Below are 26,742 nucleotides of genomic sequence, written 5' to 3' on the forward strand. Positions count from 1 at the left end.
GCAAAGTGTCTGCGTTATGCACTTAATATGGGGCGTACAGAGTGAACTTCAAGGGAGAATTTTAAAAAAGGTTTCTGATCAGAGATAAAAAGCACGTGAAAATAAAAAAGCCTGTACTTAAACTATTAAGCACAGGCTTTACTTAAATTTTACGCGCTATAAATTTATTAGTCTTGGCTTACGGCTTTTCGACCGCTAAATGCGTGCATCAATGTCATACCATCAAGTAAATCGAGTTCACCACCGACTGGTATTCCGTGTGCAATTCGAGACGCTTCTACTTTATGGCGGTGGCATAGTTGTGCAATAAAGTGCGCTGTAGTTTCACCCTCAACCGATGGGTTGGTGGCCAAAATCACTTCATTAATGCCGCCTTGGCGCAATTTGCTCTCTAAAATATCAAGGCCAATTTCATTTGGACCAATACCATCAATGGGTGATAAGTGCCCCATTAAGACAAAGTATAAACCTTTATATTGCCCTGTTTGCTCAATCGCCAATACATCTGTAGGTGATTCAACCACACACAAAACGCCACTGTCTTGGCGTTTTGGGCTCATACAAATCTCGCACTGTGGCTGCTCTGCAAATGTTCGACAGGATTGACAATGTCCTACAGCACTCATCGCTTTAGTTAAAGCATTACCAAGTTGCGTGCCGCCTTTGCGGTCACGCTCAAGCAAATGAAACGCAATGCGTTGCGCGGACTTTGGACCAATGCCCGGCTGGCATCGCAGTGCTTCAATGAGCTGGCTTAAACTTTGTGAAAGTTGCATTGTTTACCTTAGAACGGCATTTTCATACCTGGTGGTAATTGCATGCCACCAGTTACTTTACCCATGCGTTCTTGCGTTTCTTCAGCCACACGACGCACAGCATCATTACATGCTGCTGCAAGTAAGTCTTCAATCATGTCTTTATCGTCTTCCATCAGGCTTTCATCAAGCTCTACACGGCGAACGTTGTGGTTGCCAAGCATAGTAACTTTAACAAGGCCTGCACCGGCTTCACCAACAACTTCCATCGTAGCGATTTCGTCTTGGGCTTTTTGCATGCGCTCTTGCATTTGCTGCGCTTGCTTCATCATGTTACCCATTCCACCTTTAAACATAATTCTCTCTCTTTGTGTAATCTTTAATTGTCATGAAGATAAGGGCTATTGTAATGAATTACAATGCCTGGATGCTGTTTTCGTCTATTATTGCTGAAAATAGCTGCTGAAATTGCACGATATTTTCATCTGAATTAATCACATCAATCGCTTGTTGATGACGCCCTACATCTATTTTCTGCTGTATTAAATAGGGTGAGTCAATTACACCCTGCGCAAAATTGATACTGAGCGTTACGTTGTGCTCATAAATACTTGAAAGTGCTGCATCAAGTTTTTGCCTAAGTATCGGTGAATCTAAATGCTTTTGTGACTCGTCAACGTCGATATGTAAATTGTTATCTTGTTTTGTAAAAATAGAATGCAACGCAAATTGGCGCATTCTGCCACCGAGCCCCATTCGCTTAATTAAATAAGCCCATTCATCTTGTTGATGAGCAAACCTGATCTCACTAATTGGACTTTGAAAGTCATCAGGAACTGGAATGCTCGGCGCTTGTTGAACAACCTCTGGCTTTTTTTGTGGGTTAATTTGTTCTAATAACTCTGGCGCCAAATTTTCAGTAATTGTCTGATGTTTATCTTTAAAGTCTACTTTTTTTGTTGCGACTTGATTATTTGAGCGTGTCTGGCTCCCCGACTCTGGGAGCACTGGCTTTTTTACGGTTTGGCCTGCGTCATCATTTGACCAAGGCGGCGCATCGATAGCTGCTGATTTGGGCTCTGCTGCCTGGTGTGGCTGTGACTCAGGCAATGGCGTTTGAGGTTCAGGTTTAGGGCTGACTCTGTCAGCGTGTGTAACTTGTTGCTCAATGGTTTGGGTATTATTAATACTTGTACCAGATAACTTACCTGCACCGGATATGTTTCTATCACGTAGAATGCGTGCAATGGCTGATTTTGCTTGTGACTCTTGTTGTGCAATTGAGGTTTGAGGTTCGCTATTATAGCTATTAGCTTCAGGCTCAATGTGTGCTGTTTGGGTTTGCTCATTAAAGCCTTGCTCTACTGCACTACTCATGATGTCATCAAACTGTGTCGCTAACGTTTGTTCAGCGTCACTGTGTTGTTGGAAGTCATCACCTTGACTTTGCTGCTTAGCATGCCCATCGCTATGGGTGTTTTCAGTACTTATCGGTGCTTCTGTTTTATCTACAGCTTGAGCGAGTTCATCACGTTGTTCATTGGTGTTGCTTTGATCGACTTGATTGTCAGATACAATGTCATTTTCAGGCTGCACTTTATCGGCTGCATTTACATCACTGCCTGATGACTGGATCTGCCGTTCAACCTCAGCACTAGGGGTTTGCCGCACCGTTTTATTTTTATTAATAATATCGCGCAGTGCACTAGCTCGCCCAGATTTTTTTTGTATCGGTTGCGCTGTGCTAGGTGACTCTTGCGTTGAAGAATAACCAGCGGGTTCAAAGGCAAGAAGCCTTAACATTATCATTTCAAAACCAAGTCGTGGCTCAGGCGCCCACTGTAAATCTTTTTTACCATTGAGCAGTAACTGGTAATAAATTTGAATTTGCATGCTTTCACAGCTAAGAGCAACCTCTCGGACAAACTCTGCATTCACTTCATCTAATTTAGCTGCATCTGGCACAAGTTGTGTAAGCTGAATTAAATGTGTTAAACCGATTAGATCATCTAATAATGAGATATATTGTGGGTTTTGTGATGCAACTTGCTCTACTTGAGCCAGTAAACCTACACCATCTTGCGCAAGTAGCGCAGCGAGTATATGTTGACTGTAATGATTATCCATCAAACCCAGCATACTTTGTACAGCTTGATGCTGTATGTTGCCATTTGTTTGTGCAATAGCTTGATCAGTTAAACTAAGTGCATCTCTCATACTACCATCAGCGGCTTTAGCTATAATGTGTAATGCCTGCTCATCAAAACTTAACTGTTCTTCGTTTAGTACATACTCTAGTTGCTGCAAAATTTCAGGTTGTGATAACGCATTCAGATTAAACTGTAAGCAACGAGATAAAATGGTAACTGGTAGTTTTTGTGGGTCCGTTGTAGCAAGTAAAAATTTAACGTGCTCTGGTGGCTCTTCTAAGGTTTTTAATAAAGCATTAAAACTGTGCTTTGAAAGCATGTGCACTTCATCAATTAGGTACACTTTATATCGCCCTCGAGTGGGGGCGTATTGAACGTTGTCAAGAATCTCACGAGTATCTTCTACTTTGGTTCTTGATGCTGCATCGATTTCTAGTAAATCAATGTAACGCCCTGCTTCAATATCTTTACAGCTGCTACATTGACCACAAGGTTGGGCAGAAATACCTTCATCACAGTTTAAGCTTTTAGCAAATATTCGTGCAATGGTCGTTTTGCCCACCCCGCGGGTCCCAGTGAATAAATAAGCGTGGTGCAGTCTATTTTGTGTTAATGCATTAACTAATGCTTGTTTAACATGTGACTGGCCGACCAATTCATGAAAGGTCTGAGGTCGCCATTTTCTCGCTAGGACTTGGTAACTCATGTAATTATTCGCCTTCGAATTCAACCAATTTAAGGATGTTTATACCCATTTTTTCAATGCGTTGCTCACCACCAAGCTCTGGCAATGACACAACAAACGCAGCATCAGTTGCATTACCACCAAGTTTGTTAACAAGCTTAGCAGTCGCTTCAATTGTTCCACCCGTTGCTAATAAATCATCTACTAAAAGTACTTTATCGCCTGGGACAATAGCATCAGTATGAAGCTCGAGCACATCTTCACCGTATTCAAGTTGATAATCTTGAGAAATAACGGCGCGTGGTAACTTACCTGGTTTGCGCACAGGGATAAATGGAATACCTAACGCATAGGAAAGCGGTGCTCCAAAAATAAAACCGCGTGATTCAGTACCAATAATCTTGGTAAAACCTTGGTCTTTATAAGCATCTATAAATGCATTAATAGTTTCTTGAAATGCAGCCGGATCAGCCATAAGTGTTGTTACATCACGGAACATAATGCCCGCTTTAGGGTAGTCGGCTATCGTTGTGATGCTGTCTTTAATAATCGATGGAGTTGTCATAATTTAAGCTGTTATATCGTTAATATTACAAAGCAGGTAATTATATACCCAAGCGACCCTAAGATGCGAGCTTAGCTGAAATTAAAAGATTGTTAGAGCCTTATATTATAAACAGACATGCAATTTAATAGGAATGTAGCTTAATCGGTGCAGTAATAGTCTTATTTTAGGACTTTTAAGTTAAGCAACAAAGTAAATATATTTGGAGAGGGCTAAAATTATAAAAAAGGCTGTAACAAATACAGCCTTACTTTAGTTTAACAAGTTAAATTACGATAAAGTAGTCATCCAACCTAAAATGGCATTTAAACAACCAATTCCAACAAAAATAGCTAAAAAAACTAAGAAATACATTAAATTAAACGGGTCTTTGAAATCTTTATCTTCCGACATGGTACTACCTTTTATTAAGCGCGATGTGTTAAAGCGCATATGATAATTCATGTGAAATTATCAATAAAGGTTTTGCTCTCCATTTTTTGTCACAATGACTCCTTTATCAGCCATCGTCATTAGCGTGCTCTTAGCTCCATTGTGAATTTGTTGTTCACTAAATTGAGGGGCTTGCTGTAATACGCATTTACATAATTTTTTAAAATCAATCCCGGGTGTTGTTTCAATAAGTGAAAGCAATAATGCTGTCATCGCATTTGTTACTAAAAACTGAGTTTCGTCTTCTTGATCTCGATAAACAACAAAATAATGTGGAGTCGCTTCAGGTTGAGTAGGTATATAATCGACGCTAATAGTGTGAACTGCAAATTGATAACTTAAATTTCGTGCCGTACTACTCAAAAATAAAGGTGCTGATGTTATTACACTGCCAATATTTCGTTCATTTTCGTCTTGTTGACATATCGAGACTTCTAATTCTATCCACTCATAATGCGCAAGCTCAATCATGAAAGCAGGGTCGTTTATTGCTTGCTCATAAGTATTAACCAGATAATTGACAAACTCCGCAGTAATGTCTAAAAAATAGGGTGATTGGCAATCATGCTCAATAAAAAATTTTCTGATCAGTTTTTGCCAATCCTCGCAGGAGTATAAGGTTTTTAAAACTGGAAAACCGGATGAAATAAACCCCTCAATATTATTAAAAAATAAGTCGCGGTAAATAGCCATTCGGCGATCTTCAACTCCATGAGGAAGTGGCTTTATATCTGGTTGACGAATATGTTCCATAAAAGCATATTGGATTGTATCAAAAGACATACCTGTCAAACTCGCTTTTGGTTAATGAAGCCATGTTTATTCTGCAAGTGAATTATTTTCTCTAATTCTTTTACTAAAATATTCATTGGTGGAATGTTAAAATCTCGCTCTAACAATGTTGGAAAAACACCATGGAATTCGTAAGCTTTATCTAACAACTCCCATACGGGGTCAATAACATCAGCACCGTGAGTATCAACAATTAAGTCTTCAGCTTCATTATAATGACCGGCAATATGAAAGTAATCTACCCTATCAGACGGTAAACCTTTAAGAAATTCAACTGCGTTGTAGCCATGATTTATGGAGTTTACATAAATGTTATTAACATCGAGTAATAATTTACAATCAGCCTGTGAAAGAATCTCTTTTGTGAATTCAAGTTCAGTCAACTCTTGACCTGGGGCGGCATAATACGAGACATTTTCAATCGTAATTTGTCTCTCTAATATATCTTGAACTTGCTTAATACGTTGCACTACATGCTCGATTGCAGATTCAGTAAACGGAATTGGCATCAAGTCATACATATGACCTTTACCAGAGCAATAACTAAGATGTTCGCTGTAACGTTTAATATCATGCTCTTTAAAGAAGCCCTTCAATGATTTTATAAATTCAATATCCAGTGGCTCAGGTGAACCAATAGATAAAGACAAACCATGGCATACAAAATTATGGTCGTTTGTTAGCGACTTAAACTGTTTTTTGTAACGACCACCTAATTTGAGCCAATTCTCTGGCGCAACTTCAAAAAAATCAATTTGGGTAGGTACTTCACTAAGTAATTCATCTAGCATTTCTCGGCGTAACCCTAAACCAACCATGCCAAATTCATTCTTATTAAAATTCATATACATTCCTAATATGCCCAAGCAAACTATAACAAGGATTAAAGCATGAATACTGGACTATGCAATGGCATATTTCTTCTGCAACACAGAAAAGCCGTATTAACATCAAGTGCATAGAATTAAGATGGGCTAGAATCAATAGGCCAGCAAGTCTATTGATTCTCAATATTAATTAGCAATTTAGTGGTTACCACCACACTTACCTTCGCCACATTTACCTTCTTTATTCGCTTTTGCATGACCACCGCATTTGCCTTCGCCGCATTTGCCTTCGGCTTTCATTTTAGCGTCTTTTGATTTCGCATGGCCACCGCACTTACCCTCGCCACACTTTCCTTCAGCTTTCATTTTAGCGTCTTTTGATTTTGCATGGCCACCGCATTTGCCCTCGCCGCATTTTCCTTCAGCTTTCATTTTAGCGTCTTTTGATTTTGCATGGCCACCGCACTTACCCTCGCCACACTTTCCTTCAGCTTTAGCTTTAGCGTCTTTTGATTTTGCATGGCCACCACATTTGCCTTCACCACACTTACCTTCTGTCGCGTCTACCTGGTAACCTGTTACTAATTCTTGAAACTCAAACGGATTGGCTTGAGCAGTTGTTGTCACTAAGCTTGCACTGCTGATAACTACCGCACCTAATGCTAACGCAACTGTATTTTTTTTTGCTGTATTCATAATATTATTCACTCTATCTTCAACGGGTATACTTAATAGACCCACTATTTAGGAAAAACTTTCATAATTTAACAATAATATTATTTTTTTTCATTAACCGATATTGATTTATCAATCACAGAGGAACAGGTAGACTACGTTTCCCATTTTTTATAGGTATGTAACATTAATGAAATTAGTTTTAGCACCAATGGAAGGCGTTGTGGATTTTAAAATGCGCCAATTATTAACCGATATTGGTGGCTTTGACTTGTGTGTGACAGAGTTTATACGTGTAGTTGATGCACGATTACCGGATAAAGTTTTTCATCGCTACTGTCCTGAGCTTAATAATAATGGCTATACACGCGCAGGTACACCTGTGCGTATCCAGCTATTAGGTCAAGTTGCTGGCGCTCTGGCGGAAAATGCGGCTAAAGTTGTCGAATTAGGGTCTCATGGTGTCGATTTAAACTTTGGCTGCCCTGCTAAAACAGTCAATAAAAGCAAAGGCGGAGCCGTGCTTTTGAAAGATCCCGAACACATGTATGAAATAATTAGAGCCGTTCGTGATGCAGTACCCATTCAGCACCAAGTAAGCGCCAAAATTCGTTTGGGCTTTGACGATGATAGTAACAGCCAAGAAATTGTAGATGCTGTCGTAAGCGCTGGGGCTAATAGTATTGCAATCCACGCGCGCACTAAAAGGGATGGCTATAACCCACCGGCTTATTGGGAAAAAATACCACCTTTAATTAAAGGTAAATCTATTGAAGTTGTAGCCAATGGTGAAATATGGCAAGTGTCGGATGCTATATTGTGCCAACAACGCAGTATGTGCACTGATCTTATGCTAGGACGCGGTGCATTATCACACCCTGATTTGGCAAAAAAAATAAAAGCGCATTTTAACGGCCAGCAATATGATGGTCTTAAGTGGGAAAACATTTTATATCATATTATTCATTCTTCCATGCACCATGATCCAAGTAAAGATGAAAAATACTTTGCATCAAGAACAAAACAATGGCTTGGCTATTTAAAACGTGAATACAAACAAGCAAGCACATTGTTTGACGAAATCCGACGCTTAAAAACAAAAGAAGATGTTTCTTTGGTGTTAAACAAATATGCAATCGCGCCCTAAATTGATACACATCATTATTAACCTCGATTAAATTATGGATAATACCATCATTGTACAATGAGGAAATAAGTTATGAATCAATCACAACATACTTTGGCACGCTTAAACAGTGAACTTACTTCACAGCGTAAGTCATTATTAACTGCTTTAGCGCAATCGAACAGCCTTAGCCATCATTGCTTATTACATACCCTTGAATCGAATAACCCTGAAAGATGGTTAGAGCTCACAGATAAGCAATTGGGTTCTGAATACAGTGCATTGATCAAACGCTTAGAAAAGTTAGAGGCCGCGGTATGCCAAATAGAAATAGGTCAATATGGGTATTGTTGCGATTGCGAGGAGAAAATTGATGCACAGCGTTTGCTAGATGATCCTACTAACCAACGCTGTAAAAAATGTGATCCAGGCTAAATTATGGGTTGCTGTTTAATAGCGATGCAAAAGCAAAACTAAACGCAGGGAAGTAAATTAGGTTTTCAACTGCATATGCGGCTTGCTTATCTGACAACTGAACGCGTTTTTGTAGATTAACTTTCGCTTGTTGCACGGTCCAAGCGTGATAATGAATTCCCAAATCAGTTTCCATCATCGCAAGCCAAAATGCCTTATCTGAATCAGACATTTTCTCAATCTGTAATGAAGCAGAAAGTGGTAAATTATAATAACTTTGCTCCCAATCAAGTCCCGTAATTAGTTCATTCGAGTTAAGCCTTAACCACTCTTCAAGCAATGAAACTCTATGCTGGCCATCAAATATTTGTGTGTATATTTGTTGCTTGGAAAATTCTGATCTGTTTTGAATTTTTGCTAACCAGGATAATGGAGCATCTGTTTTTTGTGCAAAATAGTTCAACTTGCTTTGATACCAAGACGCACCATTAGGCAATCCATGTAAACCAACGCTACCTCGAGGTGTGTAAGTAGATAGATATTGGCTCAGATTTATTAAAGCAGCAGAAATACCTTGATCAATACCTTTTATCTTCTCTAATTTTGCAACGTGCGACTTAAGGCTGTTTAATTCAATCTTATTTAATTTAAGTTTGCTTTCTAAACCCAATGATAGCTGTTTAATAGTAAAGCCAATCCACTGCGCTATTTCCTGATCAGTTATAGAGTCATTTATCAACATATTTTCTACAACATTGATATGTGCAGGCCACGGAAAATATCGCGCTGGAAATCGCTCTGAAATACTTAAATAATCGGCTAATTTCTGCTGTGGCTGTGTTAATTCCATAGCACGTAAAGATCTATAAATTTCATGACGAGTTTGTAGGTACGACTCTGAAAAAGGTAGTTTACTATCTAATGCAACTTCACTCGATAAAGATGTATCATAAGGCTGTAAAAACTCATTTTGTACTTTTAACTGTTGCTTAACCTGCTCTATATCCGAGTACTCGATTACAGGCTCACTGCACCCTGTTAGTAACATTAACAAGCTCACACCAATATATTTTATCATTTTTTAACCCAAACAGAGGCCTCTTTACTAAGAAGCATTTAATTTATGTATTTTCAAATAAAAGAAATAAAAAAAGCCCCAAAGGGGCTTTTTTAAACTGTAAAACAAAATATATTAAATTTTAACACCGTTGCGAGCGGCTTTATCTTTAATATATGGAGCCCAACCTTTTGCAAATTTACGTGTGCGTTGATCATCCATTGCTTTTTGAATCGCTGCATAGGCTTGCTTATACTTTTCTTGGTAGTAATAAGCTTCTGCTAAATCTGTATATATAGTTCCTTTTTTGTCAGAACCTAATTCCAGAGCTTTGTTCAAACGAACAACGGCAGCACTATAATTTTGCGACTGAAGTAATAATGAACCTGCTTTACGGTAAAGTTCAGCATCGTCATCAAACTTAGCGGCTTCTTCATAATACTTAGCAGCTTCTTCGATATTTTTTGAGCGGTGATAGTTACTCGCTATCGCGCTGATATTTTGTTTATTTCGCTTCACAATCTTATCATTGATAGATTCCTCAAGGACTTTAGCAGCCTTGTAAGGGATCTCATTCAAAGAATAGAAATTAGATAAAACTTTATAATCAACTTCAGTCTCAAAAAAACCATTTTTGTAGGCTACTTCCATCGTCGCAAGACCTTTTTTATAGTCTTCCGTCTGAAGGTAGTATTTGCCTAAGCTAACCCATGCTTTTTTGTCATCAGGCCAGATACGAACAATCTCTTCACCCACTTTTACCATATTGCTATAGTCTTTAAGCTCAAAATATGAACCTAATTTAAGTTGGTAAGGGCCTTTTTTAGGCTCTTCTTGAAGTTTGATTGCTTTATCTGCAGGCTCAAAAACATCACGGAATTGTTCTAGCTGGTAATTAGCTTGAGCGATACGGGTATAAACCGTTGCATCTTCTTCACCAGTAAAATCCATCCATCTTACATAAGCTTCTTTGGCTTTTTTGTACTGCTCTGTACCAGCATACATATCACCTAATGTCTTCAAAGTTTGCTCTTGATCAGCAAAGTTTAAAATATCAGGTGCTACGGCTAACTCAAGGTGCTTAATCGCAGTTTTATACTGCTCTTTTTGACCATACATGCTACCTAAGTAGCGGTTAACTATTGCTCTGTCAAAGTCATCTGAAGGGTCAAGCTCTTTAAGCATGGCAATTGCTTCATCGAGCTTGTCTTCATTGTACAATTCAAATGCTTTAGAAACTTTTTTACCAGTGCGCTCACCCATGATTCTAGTTTTTGCTTTTTTACGCTCTTCAATCTTGGCGTAATCTGGCGCAGCTAAAACCGGTGCAGTAATCACTGCACCCGAGAGAGACATAAGTACCGCAAGTGCTGTTACTTTAGATAAATTTCTCATACTTGCCTCCTTAATTGCCTTGGTTAAGTTTAAAGTCTAATTGAACCTGTAAGCCAACTTGCTTCTGTGGTTTACCATCAATGATCTTAGGACGGTATTTCCACTTTTTAAGTGCACGCTTAGCTTCTCTATCGAAGATACGTTTAGGGTCTGCATCGATTACCTCAACATCAGTTACCCCACCCAATTCATCGATTGAGAACGAAAGTTGTACCCAACCTTCTTTACCATCACGTGCCGCTTGTGTTGGATATTTTGGTTCAATACGAACGATAGGTGTCGCATCACCGTCACGTCCAAATGCACCTGGACCACTTAGGCCACCAGCCGAACTTCCCACATCGATGCTACCCATGTTAAATGACATAGCACCCGGATTAGGGTTGTTAGTTTCCGGCTGAGGCGGCTGCGGTTTAGGCGGCTGCTTTGGCGGTGGTGGAGGCGGAGGCGGAACACGCTTCCTCTCCTGCACCTTAGATTCAGGCGGATTCGTCATAATTTCGACTACGATCTGCTCTTTTTGCTCCGTGTTACGGTCAGCCCCACCAGAGATGAGGAAGGCCATGAAGTAGAACAAGCCGAAAGTAACTGCCCCACCTGCAATCAGTGAAAACAGAAAACGAATCATTACTGATCTCCAGCTATTGAAATTCTCAGGTTGTCACCCGTCGCTTTGATCTGGTCCATAACTTTAACCACAGTGCCATGTTTTGCATCTTTGTCAGCTTGCAAAATTACAACATCTGTAGGTTGTTCTGCTAATAAACTTTCGATCTTTGCTGAAACACGTTCAACATCAACTTGCTGTTTATCAATCCAGATCTCGCCGTTGTCACGAATCGCAATAAAAATGTTCGCATTTTTTTGCTTCGTAGCTTGGGCCGCTTTTGGTTTATTGACTTCGATACCAGCCTCTTTAACGAACGATGTAGTTACGATAAAGAAAATAAGCATGATAAATACGATGTCAAGCATCGGCGTCATATCTACCGCTGCTTCTTCTTCTTCACGAAAACGTTGTTTACGTGCCATATTTAATTCTCTCTCTAGTGATGAGGCATGCTATCTATAAGTTTGGCTTTCACCATTCTCGCTCTTGCCTCAAGGCGTGAGCTAAAGAAAACTCCAGATAGTGCCGCAACCATTCCAGCCATTGTTGGGATTGTTGCCATTGAAATACCAGATGCCATTAAACGTGCGTTACCAGTACCTTGAGTAGCCATCGTTTCGAAAACCGATATCATACCCGTTACTGTACCTAGTAAGCCGATTAAAGGACAAATAGCTACTAATGTTTTAATCAACAACATACGCTGATCTAATTTTTCAGACGCTTCAGAAATCCATGCTTCACGGATTCTGTGTGCGTACCAAGACGTAGTGTCTTGGCGGGCATCCCACTTTCCTACAATTTCCTTCGTCATACGAGGAAACTCAGAAAGTAAGAACCAATAGCGCTCAATCATTAAAACCCACATAAGAAAGAGTGCTATCGCGACCACGTATAATACCTGGCCGCCTGTGCCAACAAAATCCCTGATAGATTCCCAGATCTCCATCAGGACTAGCATTAGGCTTTCTCCTTCTCCGCGTGAGTAGCAACGATACCCGCGCTTTGCTCATCAAGGATGTGTAGTACCGACTTACTGCGACCCGCTACAACAGCGTGAAGAAGGATAAGTGGTAATGCAGCAATTAGACCTAGCGCAGTAGTTACAAGTGCTAGAGAGATGTTACCTGCCATGATCTTCGGATCACCTGTACCGAACAATGTGATTGTTTGGAACGTTAAGATCATACCGATTACCGTACCTAGTAGACCAAGTAGTGGCGCGATTGCAGCAAGGATTTTGATGATGTTGATACCAGCTTCAATGCGAGGCGTTTCACGAAGAATCGCTTCATCAAGCTTAAGCTCAAGGTTTTCAACGTCTTGGTTTTTGTTCTCTTGGTACACTTTAAGGATACGACCCAGTGGGTTGTTACCATTTGGTGTAGACACATTTTTAAGTTGGCTCTTAATTTTACCCGTCGTGATTGTTAAATCAACAAAACGAACTAAGAAGATTAATAAACCAAAGCCTAATAAAGCTGTGATGATATAACCAACTACATCACCTTGATGGTAATATTCCATCAGTGATTTTTTCTGTGTATTGATACGTAAAATAGCACCACGTGTAGGATCCACGTAAACACCTGCGTATTCACCAGCAGAAGTAGCCGCTAAATCATCAATACCTGCAAGGATAAAACCATCTGGTTGCTTACCTAGCGGTTGAATTGACTTAGTCTCCGGTGAATAAATTAAGTAGCCATCGTCTGTAACTAAGTTGAAGTTACCAATACGTGTTACTTTCTTCACAGAAGAGTTACCGTCAAGGCCTGCAACTTCAGTTTCAAATGTTGAAACTTTCGCTGATTCAGTCATTTCAGTTTGAAGTGAAATCCAAAGCTCTTCAAGCTCACGCACTGTTGGTAGTTCTTTTGCAGCAGCAAGTGAACGTAAAATTTCAGCACGGCCTGGCTTTTCAGCAGAAACAAGTGACGCTTCGATTGAACCGATTGCATCTTGTGCAGCACGACGAACAACACCGAACATCTCACCTAAAGTACCTTGTGCACTTTGTAGAGCTGCTGCTTTCTCATTCATTGTATTTTCGTTTTGTGCATATTCTTTAGTTAGACGATCACCACGTGCTTTTTCAGCAGACAACTGGCTTTTCGCTTTATTAAGTAACGCTTGCTTGTCAGCACGAGCTGAAAGAAATTCTTGCTCACGTTGCTTATTGATTTTGCCTTCAGAGATACGCTCTTGCTTAACTTGCTCAAGGATTTTATCTAGAGCATCAGTATTTGCATGTGCATTTAGCGCGGTACCTGCAGAAACAGATAGTACTGCTGCAACAGCAAAACCTTTAAATAGTTTCTTCATTATTGATTACTCCGCGCCAAAGATTGGTAGTTTAACAAGTTCTAATGTCGCTTGCTTACGCGCCATACGAATAACTTCTTTAACAGGTTTTAGGTATTCTTCACCTAATTCTTTCCACTGTTTAGTGTTGTTATCCCAAACCCACGCATGCTTCAAATCGAATGATTGAGCAACATAAGTGATACGACCTAGTTGGCCGAAATCAACGTTGATTGTTTTACCATTGATTTCAAGTGTACCTTGAGACGCAGCAACTAAAGAGCTGTATGCAGCTTCAATTGTGTATGATTCAAGTACTTGACGGAATTTTTCTGAAGTAGTTACAGAAGAAGAAACCATTGTTTCGCGTAATCTTTCAACACGCGCTAAACGAGTGTCGATGTTAAACGGAACGTCCGCTTTGATGAATTGCTCAAGCGTATCGATCATGCGATACATCAAAGGCACAACGTTTTGTTTAGTGTTGTCGATAGTCGCGATTTGGCGATCAAACGATTCAATTTGTGCATTTTGGTCTGCGACCAAACGCGCAACGTGATCGTTGTATACTTTCAAAAGCTCAGTTTCATCAACAATGCCACGGTACTCAGCGATAAGCTCTTGAGTTTGACCGTATACGTTGTCAATTTTAGTTTGAGACTTAACCGCAGCCGTTTGAATTTGTTGACCTGCTTTTTGCACGTCATTCAAAGGATCTGCAATCACATTGCTGCTTGCAAATGCAAATGCGCCAACCAACGCAGTTGCTACAAGACTCTTTCTGATTTTAACAGACATAGTTCCCAACCAATTAAGTAATGTTACTTTTATAATTTAATTACCTCCCGAAGGAGACAACCCTGATATCTTTTAATAGATATCAACCCTCCAATAATGCTAAATGCAATGCACGCTGTCAACTTGATGTTTGGAATTAACCATAAATAAATTGTGCTAAAGAAGTTTAGCTAACATTCAAAAAAACAAAGGATTAACACAAATGTAACAATGATGCTGTGAGGTATTCTACAAAGGCTAGTGCTGATGGCTATTTTAAGATGTAAAAAAAATAACAATACATAAATGTAACATTTTATTATTACGTTTTAGGCATCATAAAAAGTTTATAAAAAATTCATTTCAGCTTAGTCATTCAGTAAAAAAGCGTTTTTATTCAGCTAAAGATGACAAATTAATCGCAACTTATCATCTTTTAGAAGCTAATTCGGACACTGTGAATTGAACTTTACAGCAAGTGCATTATAAAGAGTCGTTATCAACCAGTTTCGCTAAAGAAATTACTGAGTCAACGCCCAGCTTTTCAAAGATTTTCGTTTTATAAGTACTCACCGTTTTATTACTAATAAACAGTTTTTCTCCAATATCCTTATTTGACGCACCCTCAACAAGGTATTTCATCACAGTTAATTCTCTTTCCGTTAGAATTTGATCGATATCTTTGTCGTGTGTTAATAAATCTTCTTGAGGAAAAAAGGTGAAGCCCTTCAAAATTAATTCAACGGCGGATGTTATGTTTTCAAGGCTTTCGGCTTTATTTATAAAACCTTGCGAACCTAATTTAGCCGCAGTTCTTATGATATGCTTATCCTGCTTGGCTGATAAAAATAACACACGCCCTTTATAACCAGCCAAACAAGCTCGTTTATACAAACTAAACCCGTCAGATTCTTCTAGTTCGATATCGAGTATTATTAAATCACACTTATTTACCCTCAAGTATTCAAGTGCTTCCTTTTGGCTTGCTACTGCATAAATACCATTTACTAAAGCTGATTTGCTTAACGCTGTTTTAATCGCTGCGCAGACCATTGGGTGGTCATCAACAACAAGTACATCATGTGTTGTGTTCATTTACTAGCAAACCTTTACTTAGTATTCTCATTTCTTAATTTTAGTGTAAACCCAGATTATCGGTAGCGTGTTTAAAGTATTTTTATTCTATTTACCTTCACAAAATTCAGTAAGTAATAGCGTAAGTATAATATAGATAAAACAAGCTAATTAGTTTCAGACTGTAACAATCTTCACTGGAAGTTTACAACGAGGTGCGAGAATACCCAATTTAGCTAGTTTGATACAGAGTTAAACAACTCTTTACATGAATTTCATAATTAATAATTATTAATTTATATAAGCTAATAATTTAGTATTGAGTAGATTATGAGGAATAGTGGAATTTTGGAGAATTATGGTGAAACAGAGACCTGTTTCACCAAGATGAACTTAGGTTCACATAATTAAATTATGCTACTTCTACGTTCTCAGCTTCAGGGCCTTTTTGACCTTGCTTGATGCCGAAAGACACTTGTTGGCCTTCGCTTAGAGTGCGAAAACCTGAGCCTGTAATAGCGCTGAAATGTACGAATACGTCAGGACCATTTTCTTGTTCAATAAAACCGAAGCCTTTAGCTTCGTTGAAGAACTTAACTTTACCAGTAACCGTGTTTGACATACTAAATTTTCCTGTAAGTCAATAATTAAAATTCAGCCAGATTGGCTATATCCTCCCTGAGTGAATGCCCAAAAACGTTGGGGTATAGTACAGGAAGAAGCAAAACCATTAACCGGTAACCTTACACGCCGCACAATATCCGTAAATTCTATACGCAAAAACTCAAAGCAAGATAAGGTTAACACAATAAATCCGTTTTAGCTCTATTAATTAAAAAAAAATTTATAAGCTGTGATTCAAAGGGTTAAACACAGCTTTACAAACGAATTTTAGGGCTAAAAAATCTAGACTTTGGCTTTATTTTGACTGTTTATTTTACTTGCCAGTCAATAATAGACTCAGCTTTTATTGGTACAACATGATCACCACCGAGTGGATAACTAGCTGGCACAGTCCAAGGTTGCTTCACCAAAGTAATGGTATCGGAATTACGTGGCAAACCATAAAAGTCTGGCCCAAAATGACTGGCAAAACCTTCTAATTTATCCAAAGCATCTGCATCTTCAAATGCTTCTGCATAAAGTTCTAATGCTGCATGGGCGGTATAAGCGCCTGCGCAACCACATGCAGCTTCCTTTTTATCCTTATAGTGGGGTGCTGAATCTGTGCCTAAAAAGAACTTTTTACTACCACTTGTCGCAGCTTCAATAAGCGCTTGTTGATGCGTATTGCGTTTTAAAATTGGTAAACAATAATAGTGAGGTCTAATCCCTCCTGCTAACATATGATTACGATTATAGAGTAAGTGGTGAGCAGTAATTGTTGCTGCGATATTATCAGAAGCATTTTTAACGAAATCTACCGCATCTTTAGTGGTGATATGTTCAAGTACAATCTTTAAATCGGGGAAGTCATTAACAACATCGCCCATAATCGTTTCTAAAAACACTTTCTCACGGTCAAAGATATCAATCGACGAGTCAGTTACCTCGCCGTGTATAAGTAATAACATCCCCACTTCTTGCATAGCTTTGAGGACTGGGTAGATATTCTTCATTGAAGTAACACCCGAATCAGAATTTGTAGTAGCGCCAGCTGGGTAAACTTTTGCTGCAACAATTTTACCCGTTGCATGTGCCTTTTTTATTTCATCTGCAGTCGTATTGTCTGTTAAATAAAGCACCATTAGTGGTTCAAAATTCCCCTGAGGCCCAGCAGCGAGTATTCGATCTCTATAAGACAATGCTGTTTCTGTGCATATTGCTGGCGGTACAAGGTTAGGCATAATAATTGCCCTGCCCATGTAACGACTGATATCTCGAACTGTGTCTTTGAGCTGATCACCATCACGCAAATGTACGTGCCAATCATCCGGACGAGTAAGGGTTAATGTAGGAGTGTTTTGATTTTCTTGATTTGACATTACTTTATTCCACGGCTGAATTTAGCTGATCATAGGCATATGAAGCAACTGAGTAAAGTAATATCCTCGATTTGTTTGTTTAAGTCCTTTGGTTGATATCACACCAATGTGTACTACACTTTACAGCATTGATATATGTATTTGATATATTTTTTGTACCTTGGTTAATATTAAGTTAACGTATGACTATAATTAAAAAATATAAACAGCCTCAGACTAATTTATGTCGAATAATGTAGACTCCCCTACTCTATTAGAGCTCAAAACTGAACAGTTGAGTATTATCAATCAATTTTCTTCTAGCCTTTTGCAGCTTGATGAACTTGATGAGCTATTTGAGTACGTCACAACTCAAGTTGTAAAACGCTTAGGCTTTGTAGATTGCGTTATTTACCTTGCCGACGAAAAAAGCACCACATTATATGAAGTCGCAGCAATGGGCGTTTCACCTCTTGCGACTAACTACTATATCGAACGAAATATCATTCCTTTTAATCAAGGTATAACGGGTTATGTCGCAAGCACAGCGCAAGCAGTAATTATTGGTGATGTGAGTTCTGATGCCCGTTATATAGCAGATGCACACCCAGCAATGTCTGAATTATGTGTGCCACTTATTTACAATTCAAAAGTATTAGGGGTTATTGACTGCGAACATCCTGCTCGTAATTACTTCACTGACGCTCACCTTGAAATACTCACAACGGTTGCCCATTTATTAAGTGCAAAAATCAATCAGGTAAGAACAGTAAAAAGCCTGCAAAAAACGGTAAACCAGCTTAATGATGCGCAAAAGCTTGAGACTACTTTATTACAAATTGCTAACTTAACGTATCAAGCGAATGACCTAGATGCATTTTTAGAATCTTTGCATAATATTATGACCAGCTTGCTTCGCACAGATAACTTTTTAGTAGGTTTATACGATAAAAACATCGATGTACTTGAGATTGTTTATATTATTGAAGAAGGCGTTCGCTCAAATGCACATAAAAAAGTATCAAAGGAACAATTAAAACACACGGCTTCCTATTATATGCTTAGCGCAGAGCAATCTTTACTTTTAGATAGGGTTGAATATCAGCAGCATATTGATGCTGGCCACTTTAAAATGGTTGGGCGACCTTCAGAGTCTTGGCTTGGCGTTCCCTTTGATGTGAATGATCACACAACAGGTGTGATCGTGGTACAAAGCTACCAAGAGAAATACCATTACAGCGAACACGACAGGAATATATTAACTTATGTAAGCCGTCAAATTAGCATGGCAATAGACAGACAACTGTCCCGCCAAGCTTTGGAACATCGGGCTTTGCACGACGAACTAACAGGTTTGGCAAATCGTTCATTATTAATCGAACGCGTGAAGCATGCTATTTTAAAGTTAGCTCGAGAACCTAAAAAGGTCAGTCATTGCTTGCTTTATCTCGACTTGGACCGCTTTAAAAGTATCAATGATTCTTTAGGGCATGAAGTAGGCGATCATTTTTTGATTGCTATATGTGAATTAATTAAAGGAACGATTCGTAACACTGATACATTTGCACGATTAGGGGGGGATGAATTTGCTATATTTATGGAAAATATTAGCCATAAAAATCAAGTTAATGAAGCTTTGAGCAGAATTGAAACCGTTTTATCTAAACCATTAAATGTTGACGGCCATTTACTACAAGCCTCAACGAGTATTGGCGTTGCATTTACCCAAAGCAGCGAAGATGAAGCATATAAATTGCTTCAACATGCTGATGCCGCAATGTATGAAGCGAAGTCAACGGGACGCGGTCAAGTGAGGTTTTTTAACGGCACAATGCGGAAAAAACTAAAAACTCATGCTGATATTGAAAATGACTTGCAACATGGCATTGAACACAATGAATTTGAACTCTTTTACCAGCCTATATTTACAATTCAGAGCAGTGAAATAATTGGCTTTGAAGCTTTAGTAAGATGGCATCACCCTAATAAAGGTTTTGTTTCTCCAAACGACTTTATCCCTGTAGCTGAAAATACCGGCCAAATAATAAATTTAGATCTACATTTACTCGATTTGGCAGGGCAACAAATAGCGGCTTGGGTGTCACAAAAAAAGCGCTTCTTAAGAGTTACAGTAAATGTATCATCAAGACACTTTGCCAGCCTCGATTTTGTTCCACAAATTCACTCCATATATAATAAGTATCAATTACCGCTTGGCTCTTTGTGTTTAGAAATTACCGAATCTGGATTAATTGAAAACCTAGAATTAGCGACTCAGATCATCGAGGGGCTAGCCCCTTTAAAAGTAAAACTTTGCCTAGATGATTTTGGCACAGGGTATTCAGCACTTGGTTATTTGCACCAACTACCTATTCATGTGCTAAAGATAGATAAAAGCTTTATAGATAATCTACAGGGTGACTCTAATCCGCTTGTGGGCGCCATTCTATCCCTTGCATCGTCTTTAAAATTGGATGTTGTTGCTGAAGGAATAGAAACAAACGAACAATTAGCTATTTTACAAAATACACAGTGCGACTTTGGCCAAGGCTTTTTAAAGTCTAAGCCATTACCTGCCCTTGAAGCGATAAGCTTGATAGATAAGCCTCTTTAATTCACCTTTAAGACACAAAAAAGCCCTGAAAATTCAGGGCTTTTTTATCAACATTAGCTATTAACCAACTAACCAGTGCGCCATTAAAGCGATGACAGGTAAAGTAACCAGTGTTCTTAAAATAAATATAATGAATAGTTCAAAGATATTAACAGGTATCTTACTACCTAACAGTAAAGCACCTACTTCAGACATATATATTAACTGCGTCACACTCATAGCAGCTATAATAAAACGCGTTACGTCACTTTCTATAGAGCCTGCTGCTAATATAGAAGGTATAAACATATCGGCAAAACCAACCATGATAGTTTGTGCGGCTGCTTCAGCTTCTGGCACGCGTAATAATTCAAGGAATGGAATGAATGGCATACCTAGGTATTGAAAGATAGGCGTATACTCGGCGATAATTAGCGCAAATGTTCCGACAGCCATTACCACAGGCAATACTGCAAAGACCATATCGAGTGCATTATGAACGCCCTCTTCGATAGTGCCTTTGATCCCTGGGGCTTTATCTGCTTTATCTAATGCTACATCAAGCGAATGTTTAAAAAGCGTTTTCCCTTCAGGAACAAGTTCGGCATTTCCATCAGGCTCTTTTCCATCGATAAAGACATCTTTTTTAAAACTAAGTGGTGGAAGCCTTGGAACGATAATCGCTGCTACAACACCCGCTAAGCAAACTGTTAAATAAAACGGAGCGAATAGATACTCCAGCTGTACTTGGCCAATGACAACCAAGCAAAACGTGATAGATACTGCAGAAAAAGTCGTACCTATTATAGCTGCTTCTCGTTGGGTGTAATATTTATCTTCGTACTGTCGCGCTGTCATGAGTATGCCAACACTACCATCACCTAACCAAGATGCTACGCAGTTAACAGCACTACGCCCAGGAACACCAAATAAAGGGCGCATAACTTTGGTTAGCAGCGTCCCAACTAATTCTAGCAAGCCAAAATTCAATAGTAGCGGTAATAACAAGCCCGCTAAAATAAACACAGAGAATAAAACCGGCAGCAAGTCCTTTAAAACGAGTAAACCCGTATTCTCTGAGTTAATGGCATGTGGGCCTACTTGGTAGTAGGTCATTAATACAAATACAGTGCCTAACAAGCGCGTTACTAGCCAAATCCAACTCACATTAAATAAATGATTTAATAAGCGAAATTTGGTTAACAACGTAGGCTTAAATACACTGAATACAAGCGACATAACGCCTGTAATGCAAATAATTGTTGCAATAAGGCCTAATGCAAAATCGTTAAATGCAGCTTGAATACCTTTTGCCATAACGGCAATTGGAATGGTCATTATTTCACCTGAAGGAACAGGCGTCATAAATAAGAACACGCCAATTAATGAGGGTATTAAAAAAGTGAACCACACTTTAAAATCATGCTGTTTTGCACCAGTATTTGGCGTGGGCGGGTTTGTCTTTGACATAGTTTCAACCTGTTAAAAACACAAAAAGAGCAAAGTGCTCTTTTTATGTTAACTATTTTATTTGTTATTAAATTTTTATACCACGTTGGCGCAATGCTTTTTCTAGCGCTTGTTGTAAGCCATTCATTGTACCGGGCTCTAAAGTAGAACCTTGATCATCCATCCACGTTAAACTAGTACCACCTTCTTTAGTACTACTAACAAGAATCTGATATTGACCATTGTCTATTGGTAATTCAGACAACTCTTCACCCCAGATAGAATCCCATACACTGGACTCTGGCTTGCTGTAGTCAGCGGTGATCAAACCTCTGTCCTGGTCAATTTCAACAATAGTAAATGATAAACGCTCTAAAAACCCAGAAAAACGGTCAAATACGTCATTATAACTTTGCTCGGTAACTAATGCTGCATTACCTTTATTGTCAAAACCCATCTCTAACGAGATAATGCCTTGCTTCTTACGTAACTCAAGCTCTAGTTGACGATATAAATAATCGAATTCTGCGATAACTTGGTTTAAAGCGCGGACTTCTAATTGCTGTTGCAATAAAGGCGTTAACTTTTCAGTTTTGCTTTTATAATCAACTAACTTACTACTTAAAGAAACAGTTCTTTGATGTGACTTTTGATCTAGGGTAAATAAAAAGCGTTGCTGTGATACTTCTTGATCACTGTCCCATAACCAGCCTTCTTCTGGTTGAATTATTGCGTACCAATCCGTTTCAAGTTTTCCAGCTTGCTTATCAAATTTTAGCGCTTTTGTTTTGCGTTCCAACAACACACTTTGCACTGCTTGCCAAACAAATTCGTCAAGCTCAGTGATGCCATCATTTTTATCAAAATATATACGAGGAAGCTTGTCACCTTCTTCAACCCAGCTGCCTTTAGCAACAGTTAGCACTTGAGCTGGCGGGCGATAATTGGTTGAGTCTGGATTGTTATCATATTCTGCCACTTCCATCTTATAAGTTGGATCTTGTCTCGGTTGTGCCAATTCACCTGGCACCACAACCGGCTCACCTGCTTTATAATTACGTTTATGGTGTGCCTCGTCAGTAAAAACACCACACCCTGACAAACTTACCAATGCACTTACTGCAAGCGCTTTTGGGATCCAATACTGCACAGATAATTCTCCTTAGCATACCCTTAATTGTTTTAACAAGTATATGAGTGGGTAATACCGATTTGGTTCAGTGTAAAGTCAAGATTAACCCTACAATTATTATTTTATGCACACCCCACCTACAGGACATCAACCTAGAATAAGCCAATGGTTATGCAAAATTTTGACTATGGTACTTTCCCATGCTGTTAAAAACAAGAAACACTGTCCTTTAAAAGTGGCTTAATTGATATCGGTTGTAGTTTAAACGTCGATTTGTGCTAAACTTCGCCGCCGTGCATTTACATTTACTCGTTTAGCTCACTGCGGCTGTTATTATTAATATAACCTAGGTACTTGAATTCATGACTGCTTTTTCAAATCATCAAATCGTATTGACTGCTATCGGCGAAGATCGCCCTGGGATTGTTAGTGAGTTAACTCAATTAGTCAGCGATTGCCATTGCAATATCATTGACAGTCGCATTGCAATATTAGGCAATGAATTCACTTTCATCATGTTATTGTCCGGCGACATGTCAGCAATAAGCCGTATTGAACATACATTACCTGTTAAAAGTATGGAACTTGGATTGCTAACTATGATGAAGCGCACTTCTAGTCATACTCAATCAGAGTTTTGCGCCGGCTATACACTAGAATATACAGGTGTTGATACACCTGGTACGCTAAGCAAAGTGACCCGTTTTTTTGCCGATAGCCATATAAGCATCTGCTCTTTAAAATCAGATACGTATGATGAAAAAGATAGCACTGTGATGCGTTGTGAGCTCGAGTTTAACATCCCGATTGATGTAGATATTGATGAATTTAAGATCGCTTTTGAGACACTCTCTCGTACACTAAACGTGGATTATATTTTTAGACGTATTCGCTAAGGAGAATAATATGAACGTAATTAACCCATTAAAGGCTGGTGACACTGCGCCCGCATTTAGCTTACAGAACCAAGATGATGAAACTGTTACCCTCTCTGAGCTATTACAAGAGCAGCAAGTATTAGTTTATTTTTACCCAAAAGCATCAACCCCTGGTTGCACTGTACAGGCTGAAAACTTACGTGATGAAAAAGCAGAGCTTGCTAAGCTAAATACGCGCGTTGTTGGAATAAGCCCAGATCCAGTTAAGCGATTAAAAAACTTTGAGACTAAAAAAGAGCTAAACTTTGATTTGCTTTCTGATGAAGATCACGCAATTGCTGAAGCTTTCGGTGTTTGGGGTTATAAAAAGTTTATGGGTAAGGAATACGATGGAATTCACCGCTTAAGCTTTTTAATTGGCCAAGATGGTAAAATTAAGCATCTGTTTGATAAATTTAAAACAAAAGACCATCACCAAGTTGTGCTTGATTACCTAAATTCATAGTACTAATAAGTTTGCCCCGGGTTTAACCCGGGGGTTAACTTCTTTTAGTGTAAAAATAACTACAACCCTAAATCAGCCATAAAATCATCATCGGCATCTTCTACTGCACTTGTTTTAGCTGCGTTTTCTTTCTCTTCTTTTTGTTTAGCTTCATTCGCAATGATGTCATCTGGGTCAACGGCTTCACTAATATCAAAATCATGCAATTTAATAAATTCAGTTTTATCCATCGCCAACTCTAGATAAAATATATTTTGCTTTGAAGTCGTAAACGTCACTCTTCGTGCTTGCGGTCGATCCATTGTGGTATCAACTGAAATTTGCACTTGTTTGTTTATTGCCATCATTTTAGGTTGATTTTGAGTTATAGATGTATGTAACTGCTCACGCACTTTGGAAGTGAAATCACCTACAATTTGGTTCATTAGTTCACCAAGCACATTTGAAACATCATCTGATAAATGACTATGCGCAATTTCTTCTTCAGGCATACCCATGCTACGCATATAGTCATGGTATATTTCCATCGCTGCTTGCGAGGTGAAATTTGTAATTACCAGACCAGTAAAACCACCATCAAATAGCACAAAACAACCTATGTCAGGTCGCATGCACGTGCGGGTTATCTTTTGTACCATCGCAGAGTAGCTAATACTATTACCGCTTGCTGATGACAATACGCCAGTCACTGAATGACACAATGTAGCTAAAATATCATCAGTACTAATCACTTTACTTTTTGCCATTGAACTTCTCTTTTTATACTTGTTATTTAATATTCTAGCCAAGCTACTGAAATTATCACTGACTATCCAGTATAAAATGTTAAAATAGGGCTATTATTTTCAAATGAGACTGTTTGTGTGACTGTAAAAGACAGTATTTATGCCACAGAGCAAGCGGTTAAAGATTTTAGCTTTGACCAAAATGTCGTAGAAGTTTTTCCTGATATGATCCAGCGTTCGGTGCCGGGTTATGCAACTATTGTCAGTACAATGGGCAAACTAGCGGGGGAATATGCACAAAGTAACTCTAATTTGTATGACCTTGGTTGTTCATTGGGTGCTGTTACGTTGAGTATGCGCCGAAATATTCGTACAGATAACTGCCATATTATCGCTGTAGATAATTCAGAGGCCATGGTTGAACGTTGCAAACTGCATTTGCAAGGTTTTCGCTCTGAAGTACCCGTTACTGTTACACTTGGTGATATTAACGAACTTAATATCGAAAATGCGTCAGTCGTGGCGATGAACTTTACTCTTCAGTTTATACCGCCCGCACAACGTCACGCCGTACTTGAAAAAATTTACGCTAACTTAAAACCGGGTGGTGTATTGCTATTAAGTGAAAAAGTAAAAGGCGAAAATGAACAATGCGATAATTTGCTGATTGATTTGCATCATGATTTTAAACGCCACAACGGCTATTCAGAATTAGAAATAAGTCAAAAACGCACGGCTATTGAAAATGTAATGCGACCAGACACACTAAGCGAGCATTATTCTCGCCTGAAAGAAATTGGCTTTAGTCAAACTCAAGTGTGGTATCAATGTTTTAACTTTTGCTCATTAGTTGCAATAAAGTAATTTAGGAAATATACAATGTCTTCTTGGTTCAATCAGTTTTACGCTGCAATTGCACAAACTTCCCTTAGTCACTGGCTAGAAACACTACCGAGTCAATTAAAGTATTGGCAAAATGAAGCCAGCCACGGTGACTTACCTAAATGGCAAAAAGTGTTAAAAAACTTACCTGAAGTTCACACTCAGCACGTAAATATCACAGATAAAGTTGAAATCGGTGCGGCAGGTGAAATGAGCGAAGGTGAGCAAAAACAAACAACACACCTGCTTAAGCGAATGATGCCGTGGCGCAAAGGCCCTTTTAGCGTGCATGGAATTGAGATTGACACCGAGTGGCGCAGCGATTGGAAATGGGACAGATTATTACCCCATATTGAGCCTCTTAAAGGGCGTACCGTTTTAGATATTGGTTGCGGCTCAGGTTATCATTTATGGCGCATGCGCGGTGAAGGCGCTGACTTTGTGGTTGGTATAGACCCCTCTGATTTATTTTTGTGTCAGTTTCAAGCCATTAAGCACTTTAACCCTGATGGAAATGTTCATTTACTGCCACTGGGTGTTGAAGCCCTTCCAGAATTAAAAGCATTTGACACAGTTTTTTCAATGGGCGTGCTGTATCATCGCCGCTCGCCAATAGACTTTTTAGCACAATTAAAAGCACAGCTTCGCCCTGGTGGTGAATTAGTTCTTGAGACACTCGTGATCGAAGGTGATGAAAACACAGTGCTTGTCCCCACTGACCGCTATGCCAAGATGCGTAATGTATGGTTTATTCCAAGCACCGCCGCGTTAAAACTTTGGATGGAGCGCGTTGGTTTTAAAGATGTACAAGTTAAAGACTGCGCAATAACTACACTTGAAGAACAACGTAAGTCAGACTGGATGGAAAATGAATCACTGATCGACTTTTTAGACCCTAACGACACCAGCAAAACAATTGAAGGTTACCCTGCACCACTGCGCGCAATTTTAACCGCAAAGGCTTAGGTTCTAGGTT

The 26,742-nt window shown here is 39.0% G+C and carries 28 protein-coding genes; 7 read left to right on the top strand and 21 right to left on the bottom strand.

The features are described 5' to 3' along the window. Positions 1-167 precede the first annotated feature (167 nt). The 8 genes from recR to ACFI4Z_RS16655 all read right to left on the bottom strand — a co-directional run bounded on the left by recR (position 168) and on the right by ACFI4Z_RS16655 (position 6,902). A complete protein-coding gene (recR, locus tag ACFI4Z_RS16620; protein WP_394193602.1) occupies positions 168-776 on the bottom strand; it encodes a recombination mediator RecR in 609 nt (202 codons plus the stop codon). Positions 777-784: 8 nt separating this feature from the next. Further along, positions 785-1,111, bottom strand: coding sequence for a YbaB/EbfC family nucleoid-associated protein (locus ACFI4Z_RS16625; protein ID WP_099297045.1), 327 nt, complete (start codon positions 1,109-1,111; stop codon positions 785-787). Positions 1,112-1,169: 58 nt separating this feature from the next. After that, positions 1,170-3,611, bottom strand: coding sequence for a DNA polymerase III subunit gamma/tau (gene dnaX, locus ACFI4Z_RS16630; RefSeq protein ID WP_462671540.1), 2,442 nt, complete (start codon positions 3,609-3,611; stop codon positions 1,170-1,172). 4 nt (positions 3,612-3,615) lie between these two features. Next, complete coding sequence (gene apt / locus ACFI4Z_RS16635; protein WP_462671541.1) at positions 3,616-4,155, bottom strand: adenine phosphoribosyltransferase; 540 nt, start codon at positions 4,153-4,155, stop codon at positions 3,616-3,618. Between the two features lie 270 nt (positions 4,156-4,425). Beyond that, the gene (locus ACFI4Z_RS16640) at positions 4,426-4,548 is read right to left on the bottom strand and encodes a hypothetical protein (RefSeq protein WP_462671542.1); all 123 of its coding nucleotides are present in this window, start codon (positions 4,546-4,548) and stop codon (positions 4,426-4,428) included. A 60-nt stretch (positions 4,549-4,608) separates the two neighbouring features. After that, a complete protein-coding gene (locus ACFI4Z_RS16645) occupies positions 4,609-5,370 on the bottom strand; it encodes an HvfC family RiPP maturation protein (protein ID WP_462671543.1) in 762 nt (253 codons plus the stop codon). 5 nt (positions 5,371-5,375) lie between these two features. Continuing rightward, on the bottom strand, positions 5,376-6,224 hold the full coding sequence (locus tag ACFI4Z_RS16650) for an HvfB family MNIO-type RiPP peptide maturase (protein WP_462671544.1): 849 nt from the start codon (positions 6,222-6,224) through the stop codon (positions 5,376-5,378). A gap of 180 nt (positions 6,225-6,404) precedes the next feature. Beyond that, the gene (locus ACFI4Z_RS16655) at positions 6,405-6,902 is read right to left on the bottom strand and encodes an HvfA family oxazolone/thioamide-modified RiPP metallophore (protein ID WP_462671545.1); all 498 of its coding nucleotides are present in this window, start codon (positions 6,900-6,902) and stop codon (positions 6,405-6,407) included. Between the two features lie 169 nt (positions 6,903-7,071). Between ACFI4Z_RS16655 and ACFI4Z_RS16660 the strand changes: the two genes are divergently transcribed. Then, entirely contained in the window at positions 7,072-8,028 is a 957-nt protein-coding gene (locus ACFI4Z_RS16660; RefSeq protein WP_462671546.1) for a tRNA-dihydrouridine synthase, read from the top strand. A gap of 72 nt (positions 8,029-8,100) precedes the next feature. Continuing rightward, positions 8,101-8,442 (top strand): TraR/DksA C4-type zinc finger protein, encoded by a 342-nt coding sequence (locus ACFI4Z_RS16665; RefSeq protein ID WP_462671547.1) that lies wholly within the window; start codon positions 8,101-8,103, stop codon positions 8,440-8,442. A 1-nt stretch (position 8,443) separates the two neighbouring features. Here the strand turns inward: ACFI4Z_RS16665 and ACFI4Z_RS16670 are convergent, their stop codons facing one another. The 10 genes from ACFI4Z_RS16670 to pyrC all read right to left on the bottom strand — a co-directional run bounded on the left by ACFI4Z_RS16670 (position 8,444) and on the right by pyrC (position 17,623). After that, positions 8,444-9,499, bottom strand: a complete 1,056-nt coding sequence (locus ACFI4Z_RS16670; protein WP_462671548.1) for a hypothetical protein — start codon at positions 9,497-9,499, stop codon at positions 8,444-8,446. Positions 9,500-9,613: 114 nt separating this feature from the next. Continuing rightward, positions 9,614-10,873 carry a tetratricopeptide repeat protein gene (locus ACFI4Z_RS16675; protein WP_462671549.1) on the bottom strand — a complete coding sequence of 420 codons (1,260 nt, stop codon included), beginning with the start codon at positions 10,871-10,873 and terminating at the stop codon, positions 9,614-9,616. 10 nt (positions 10,874-10,883) lie between these two features. Next, entirely contained in the window at positions 10,884-11,501 is a 618-nt protein-coding gene (locus ACFI4Z_RS16680) for an energy transducer TonB (RefSeq protein WP_135476102.1), read from the bottom strand. After that, the gene (locus ACFI4Z_RS16685) at positions 11,501-11,905 is read right to left on the bottom strand and encodes an ExbD/TolR family protein (protein WP_087531729.1); all 405 of its coding nucleotides are present in this window, start codon (positions 11,903-11,905) and stop codon (positions 11,501-11,503) included. The genes ACFI4Z_RS16680 and ACFI4Z_RS16685 overlap by 1 nt, the downstream gene beginning before the upstream one ends. Before the next feature lie 14 nt (positions 11,906-11,919). Next, positions 11,920-12,444, bottom strand: coding sequence for a MotA/TolQ/ExbB proton channel family protein (locus ACFI4Z_RS16690; protein WP_087531730.1), 525 nt, complete (start codon positions 12,442-12,444; stop codon positions 11,920-11,922). Beyond that, positions 12,444-13,808: a MotA/TolQ/ExbB proton channel family protein gene (locus ACFI4Z_RS16695; RefSeq protein WP_462671550.1), complete on the bottom strand. Its 1,365-nt coding sequence runs from the start codon at positions 13,806-13,808 to the stop codon at positions 12,444-12,446. The genes ACFI4Z_RS16690 and ACFI4Z_RS16695 overlap by 1 nt, the downstream gene beginning before the upstream one ends. 6 nt (positions 13,809-13,814) lie before the next feature. Next, positions 13,815-14,585: a DUF3450 domain-containing protein gene (locus ACFI4Z_RS16700; RefSeq protein ID WP_462671551.1), complete on the bottom strand. Its 771-nt coding sequence runs from the start codon at positions 14,583-14,585 to the stop codon at positions 13,815-13,817. A 462-nt stretch (positions 14,586-15,047) separates the two neighbouring features. Next, entirely contained in the window at positions 15,048-15,659 is a 612-nt protein-coding gene (locus ACFI4Z_RS16705; RefSeq protein ID WP_462671552.1) for a response regulator, read from the bottom strand. A 391-nt stretch (positions 15,660-16,050) separates the two neighbouring features. Then, positions 16,051-16,260, bottom strand: a complete 210-nt coding sequence (locus tag ACFI4Z_RS16710) for a cold-shock protein (RefSeq protein ID WP_016707789.1) — start codon at positions 16,258-16,260, stop codon at positions 16,051-16,053. A gap of 310 nt (positions 16,261-16,570) precedes the next feature. Next, positions 16,571-17,623 (bottom strand): dihydroorotase, encoded by a 1,053-nt coding sequence (pyrC, locus tag ACFI4Z_RS16715; protein ID WP_462671553.1) that lies wholly within the window; start codon positions 17,621-17,623, stop codon positions 16,571-16,573. 223 nt (positions 17,624-17,846) lie between these two features. On the opposite strand from pyrC, the gene ACFI4Z_RS16720 reads away from it, so the two are divergent. Beyond that, entirely contained in the window at positions 17,847-20,216 is a 2,370-nt protein-coding gene (locus ACFI4Z_RS16720; RefSeq protein WP_462671554.1) for an EAL domain-containing protein, read from the top strand. Positions 20,217-20,276: 60 nt separating this feature from the next. Here ACFI4Z_RS16720 and ACFI4Z_RS16725 read toward each other — a convergent pair whose 3' ends face one another. Beyond that, on the bottom strand, positions 20,277-21,665 hold the full coding sequence (locus ACFI4Z_RS16725) for a YjiH family protein (RefSeq protein ID WP_462671555.1): 1,389 nt from the start codon (positions 21,663-21,665) through the stop codon (positions 20,277-20,279). Positions 21,666-21,732: 67 nt separating this feature from the next. Further along, positions 21,733-22,794 carry an outer membrane protein assembly factor BamC gene (gene bamC, locus ACFI4Z_RS16730; protein WP_462671556.1) on the bottom strand — a complete coding sequence of 354 codons (1,062 nt, stop codon included), beginning with the start codon at positions 22,792-22,794 and terminating at the stop codon, positions 21,733-21,735. A 344-nt stretch (positions 22,795-23,138) separates the two neighbouring features. Here bamC and ACFI4Z_RS16735 point away from each other — a divergent pair, with 344 nt between their 5' ends. Both ACFI4Z_RS16735 and bcp read left to right on the top strand, forming a co-directional pair. Then, the gene (locus ACFI4Z_RS16735; RefSeq protein WP_462671557.1) at positions 23,139-23,672 is read left to right on the top strand and encodes a glycine cleavage system transcriptional repressor; all 534 of its coding nucleotides are present in this window, start codon (positions 23,139-23,141) and stop codon (positions 23,670-23,672) included. Positions 23,673-23,682: 10 nt separating this feature from the next. Then, positions 23,683-24,159, top strand: coding sequence for a thioredoxin-dependent thiol peroxidase (gene bcp, locus ACFI4Z_RS16740; protein WP_462671558.1), 477 nt, complete (start codon positions 23,683-23,685; stop codon positions 24,157-24,159). A gap of 59 nt (positions 24,160-24,218) precedes the next feature. Here bcp and ACFI4Z_RS16745 read toward each other — a convergent pair whose 3' ends face one another. After that, positions 24,219-24,905: a DUF3334 family protein gene (locus tag ACFI4Z_RS16745; RefSeq protein WP_099297027.1), complete on the bottom strand. Its 687-nt coding sequence runs from the start codon at positions 24,903-24,905 to the stop codon at positions 24,219-24,221. A gap of 117 nt (positions 24,906-25,022) precedes the next feature. On the opposite strand from ACFI4Z_RS16745, the gene cmoA reads away from it, so the two are divergent. Beyond that, complete coding sequence (gene cmoA / locus ACFI4Z_RS16750) at positions 25,023-25,748, top strand: carboxy-S-adenosyl-L-methionine synthase CmoA (protein WP_087531741.1); 726 nt, start codon at positions 25,023-25,025, stop codon at positions 25,746-25,748. 15 nt (positions 25,749-25,763) lie between these two features. Further along, entirely contained in the window at positions 25,764-26,732 is a 969-nt protein-coding gene (gene cmoB, locus ACFI4Z_RS16755) for a tRNA 5-methoxyuridine(34)/uridine 5-oxyacetic acid(34) synthase CmoB (protein ID WP_462671559.1), read from the top strand. Positions 26,733-26,742: the final 10 nt, after the last annotated feature.

Source organism: Pseudoalteromonas sp. RWi3, from assembly GCF_054960735.1.

Bases quoted from the DNA above. Each gene is read 5' to 3' on its own strand.
- recR (WP_394193602.1), bottom strand. From the start codon at position 776: ATGCAACTTTCACAAAGTTTAAGCCAGCTCATTGAAGCACTGCGATGC.
- ACFI4Z_RS16625 (WP_099297045.1), bottom strand. From the start codon at position 1,111: ATGTTTAAAGGTGGAATGGGTAACATGATGAAGCAAGCGCAGCAAATG.
- dnaX (WP_462671540.1), bottom strand. From the start codon at position 3,611: ATGAGTTACCAAGTCCTAGCGAGAAAATGGCGACCTCAGACCTTTCAT.
- apt (WP_462671541.1), bottom strand. From the start codon at position 4,155: ATGACAACTCCATCGATTATTAAAGACAGCATCACAACGATAGCCGAC.
- ACFI4Z_RS16640 (WP_462671542.1), bottom strand. From the start codon at position 4,548: ATGTCGGAAGATAAAGATTTCAAAGACCCGTTTAATTTAATGTATTTC.
- ACFI4Z_RS16645 (WP_462671543.1), bottom strand. From the start codon at position 5,370: ATGTCTTTTGATACAATCCAATATGCTTTTATGGAACATATTCGTCAA.
- ACFI4Z_RS16650 (WP_462671544.1), bottom strand. From the start codon at position 6,224: ATGAATTTTAATAAGAATGAATTTGGCATGGTTGGTTTAGGGTTACGC.
- ACFI4Z_RS16655 (WP_462671545.1), bottom strand. From the start codon at position 6,902: ATGAATACAGCAAAAAAAAATACAGTTGCGTTAGCATTAGGTGCGGTA.
- ACFI4Z_RS16660 (WP_462671546.1), top strand. From the start codon at position 7,072: ATGAAATTAGTTTTAGCACCAATGGAAGGCGTTGTGGATTTTAAAATG.
- ACFI4Z_RS16665 (WP_462671547.1), top strand. From the start codon at position 8,101: ATGAATCAATCACAACATACTTTGGCACGCTTAAACAGTGAACTTACT.
- ACFI4Z_RS16670 (WP_462671548.1), bottom strand. From the start codon at position 9,499: ATGATAAAATATATTGGTGTGAGCTTGTTAATGTTACTAACAGGGTGC.
- ACFI4Z_RS16675 (WP_462671549.1), bottom strand. From the start codon at position 10,873: ATGAGAAATTTATCTAAAGTAACAGCACTTGCGGTACTTATGTCTCTC.
- ACFI4Z_RS16680 (WP_135476102.1), bottom strand. From the start codon at position 11,501: ATGATTCGTTTTCTGTTTTCACTGATTGCAGGTGGGGCAGTTACTTTC.
- ACFI4Z_RS16685 (WP_087531729.1), bottom strand. From the start codon at position 11,905: ATGGCACGTAAACAACGTTTTCGTGAAGAAGAAGAAGCAGCGGTAGAT.
- ACFI4Z_RS16690 (WP_087531730.1), bottom strand. From the start codon at position 12,444: ATGCTAGTCCTGATGGAGATCTGGGAATCTATCAGGGATTTTGTTGGC.
- ACFI4Z_RS16695 (WP_462671550.1), bottom strand. From the start codon at position 13,808: ATGAAGAAACTATTTAAAGGTTTTGCTGTTGCAGCAGTACTATCTGTT.
- ACFI4Z_RS16700 (WP_462671551.1), bottom strand. From the start codon at position 14,585: ATGTCTGTTAAAATCAGAAAGAGTCTTGTAGCAACTGCGTTGGTTGGC.
- ACFI4Z_RS16705 (WP_462671552.1), bottom strand. From the start codon at position 15,659: ATGAACACAACACATGATGTACTTGTTGTTGATGACCACCCAATGGTC.
- ACFI4Z_RS16710 (WP_016707789.1), bottom strand. From the start codon at position 16,260: ATGTCAAACACGGTTACTGGTAAAGTTAAGTTCTTCAACGAAGCTAAA.
- pyrC (WP_462671553.1), bottom strand. From the start codon at position 17,623: ATGTCAAATCAAGAAAATCAAAACACTCCTACATTAACCCTTACTCGT.
- ACFI4Z_RS16720 (WP_462671554.1), top strand. From the start codon at position 17,847: ATGTCGAATAATGTAGACTCCCCTACTCTATTAGAGCTCAAAACTGAA.
- ACFI4Z_RS16725 (WP_462671555.1), bottom strand. From the start codon at position 21,665: ATGTCAAAGACAAACCCGCCCACGCCAAATACTGGTGCAAAACAGCAT.
- ACFI4Z_RS16735 (WP_462671557.1), top strand. From the start codon at position 23,139: ATGACTGCTTTTTCAAATCATCAAATCGTATTGACTGCTATCGGCGAA.
- bcp (WP_462671558.1), top strand. From the start codon at position 23,683: ATGAACGTAATTAACCCATTAAAGGCTGGTGACACTGCGCCCGCATTT.
- ACFI4Z_RS16745 (WP_099297027.1), bottom strand. From the start codon at position 24,905: ATGGCAAAAAGTAAAGTGATTAGTACTGATGATATTTTAGCTACATTG.
- cmoB (WP_462671559.1), top strand. From the start codon at position 25,764: ATGTCTTCTTGGTTCAATCAGTTTTACGCTGCAATTGCACAAACTTCC.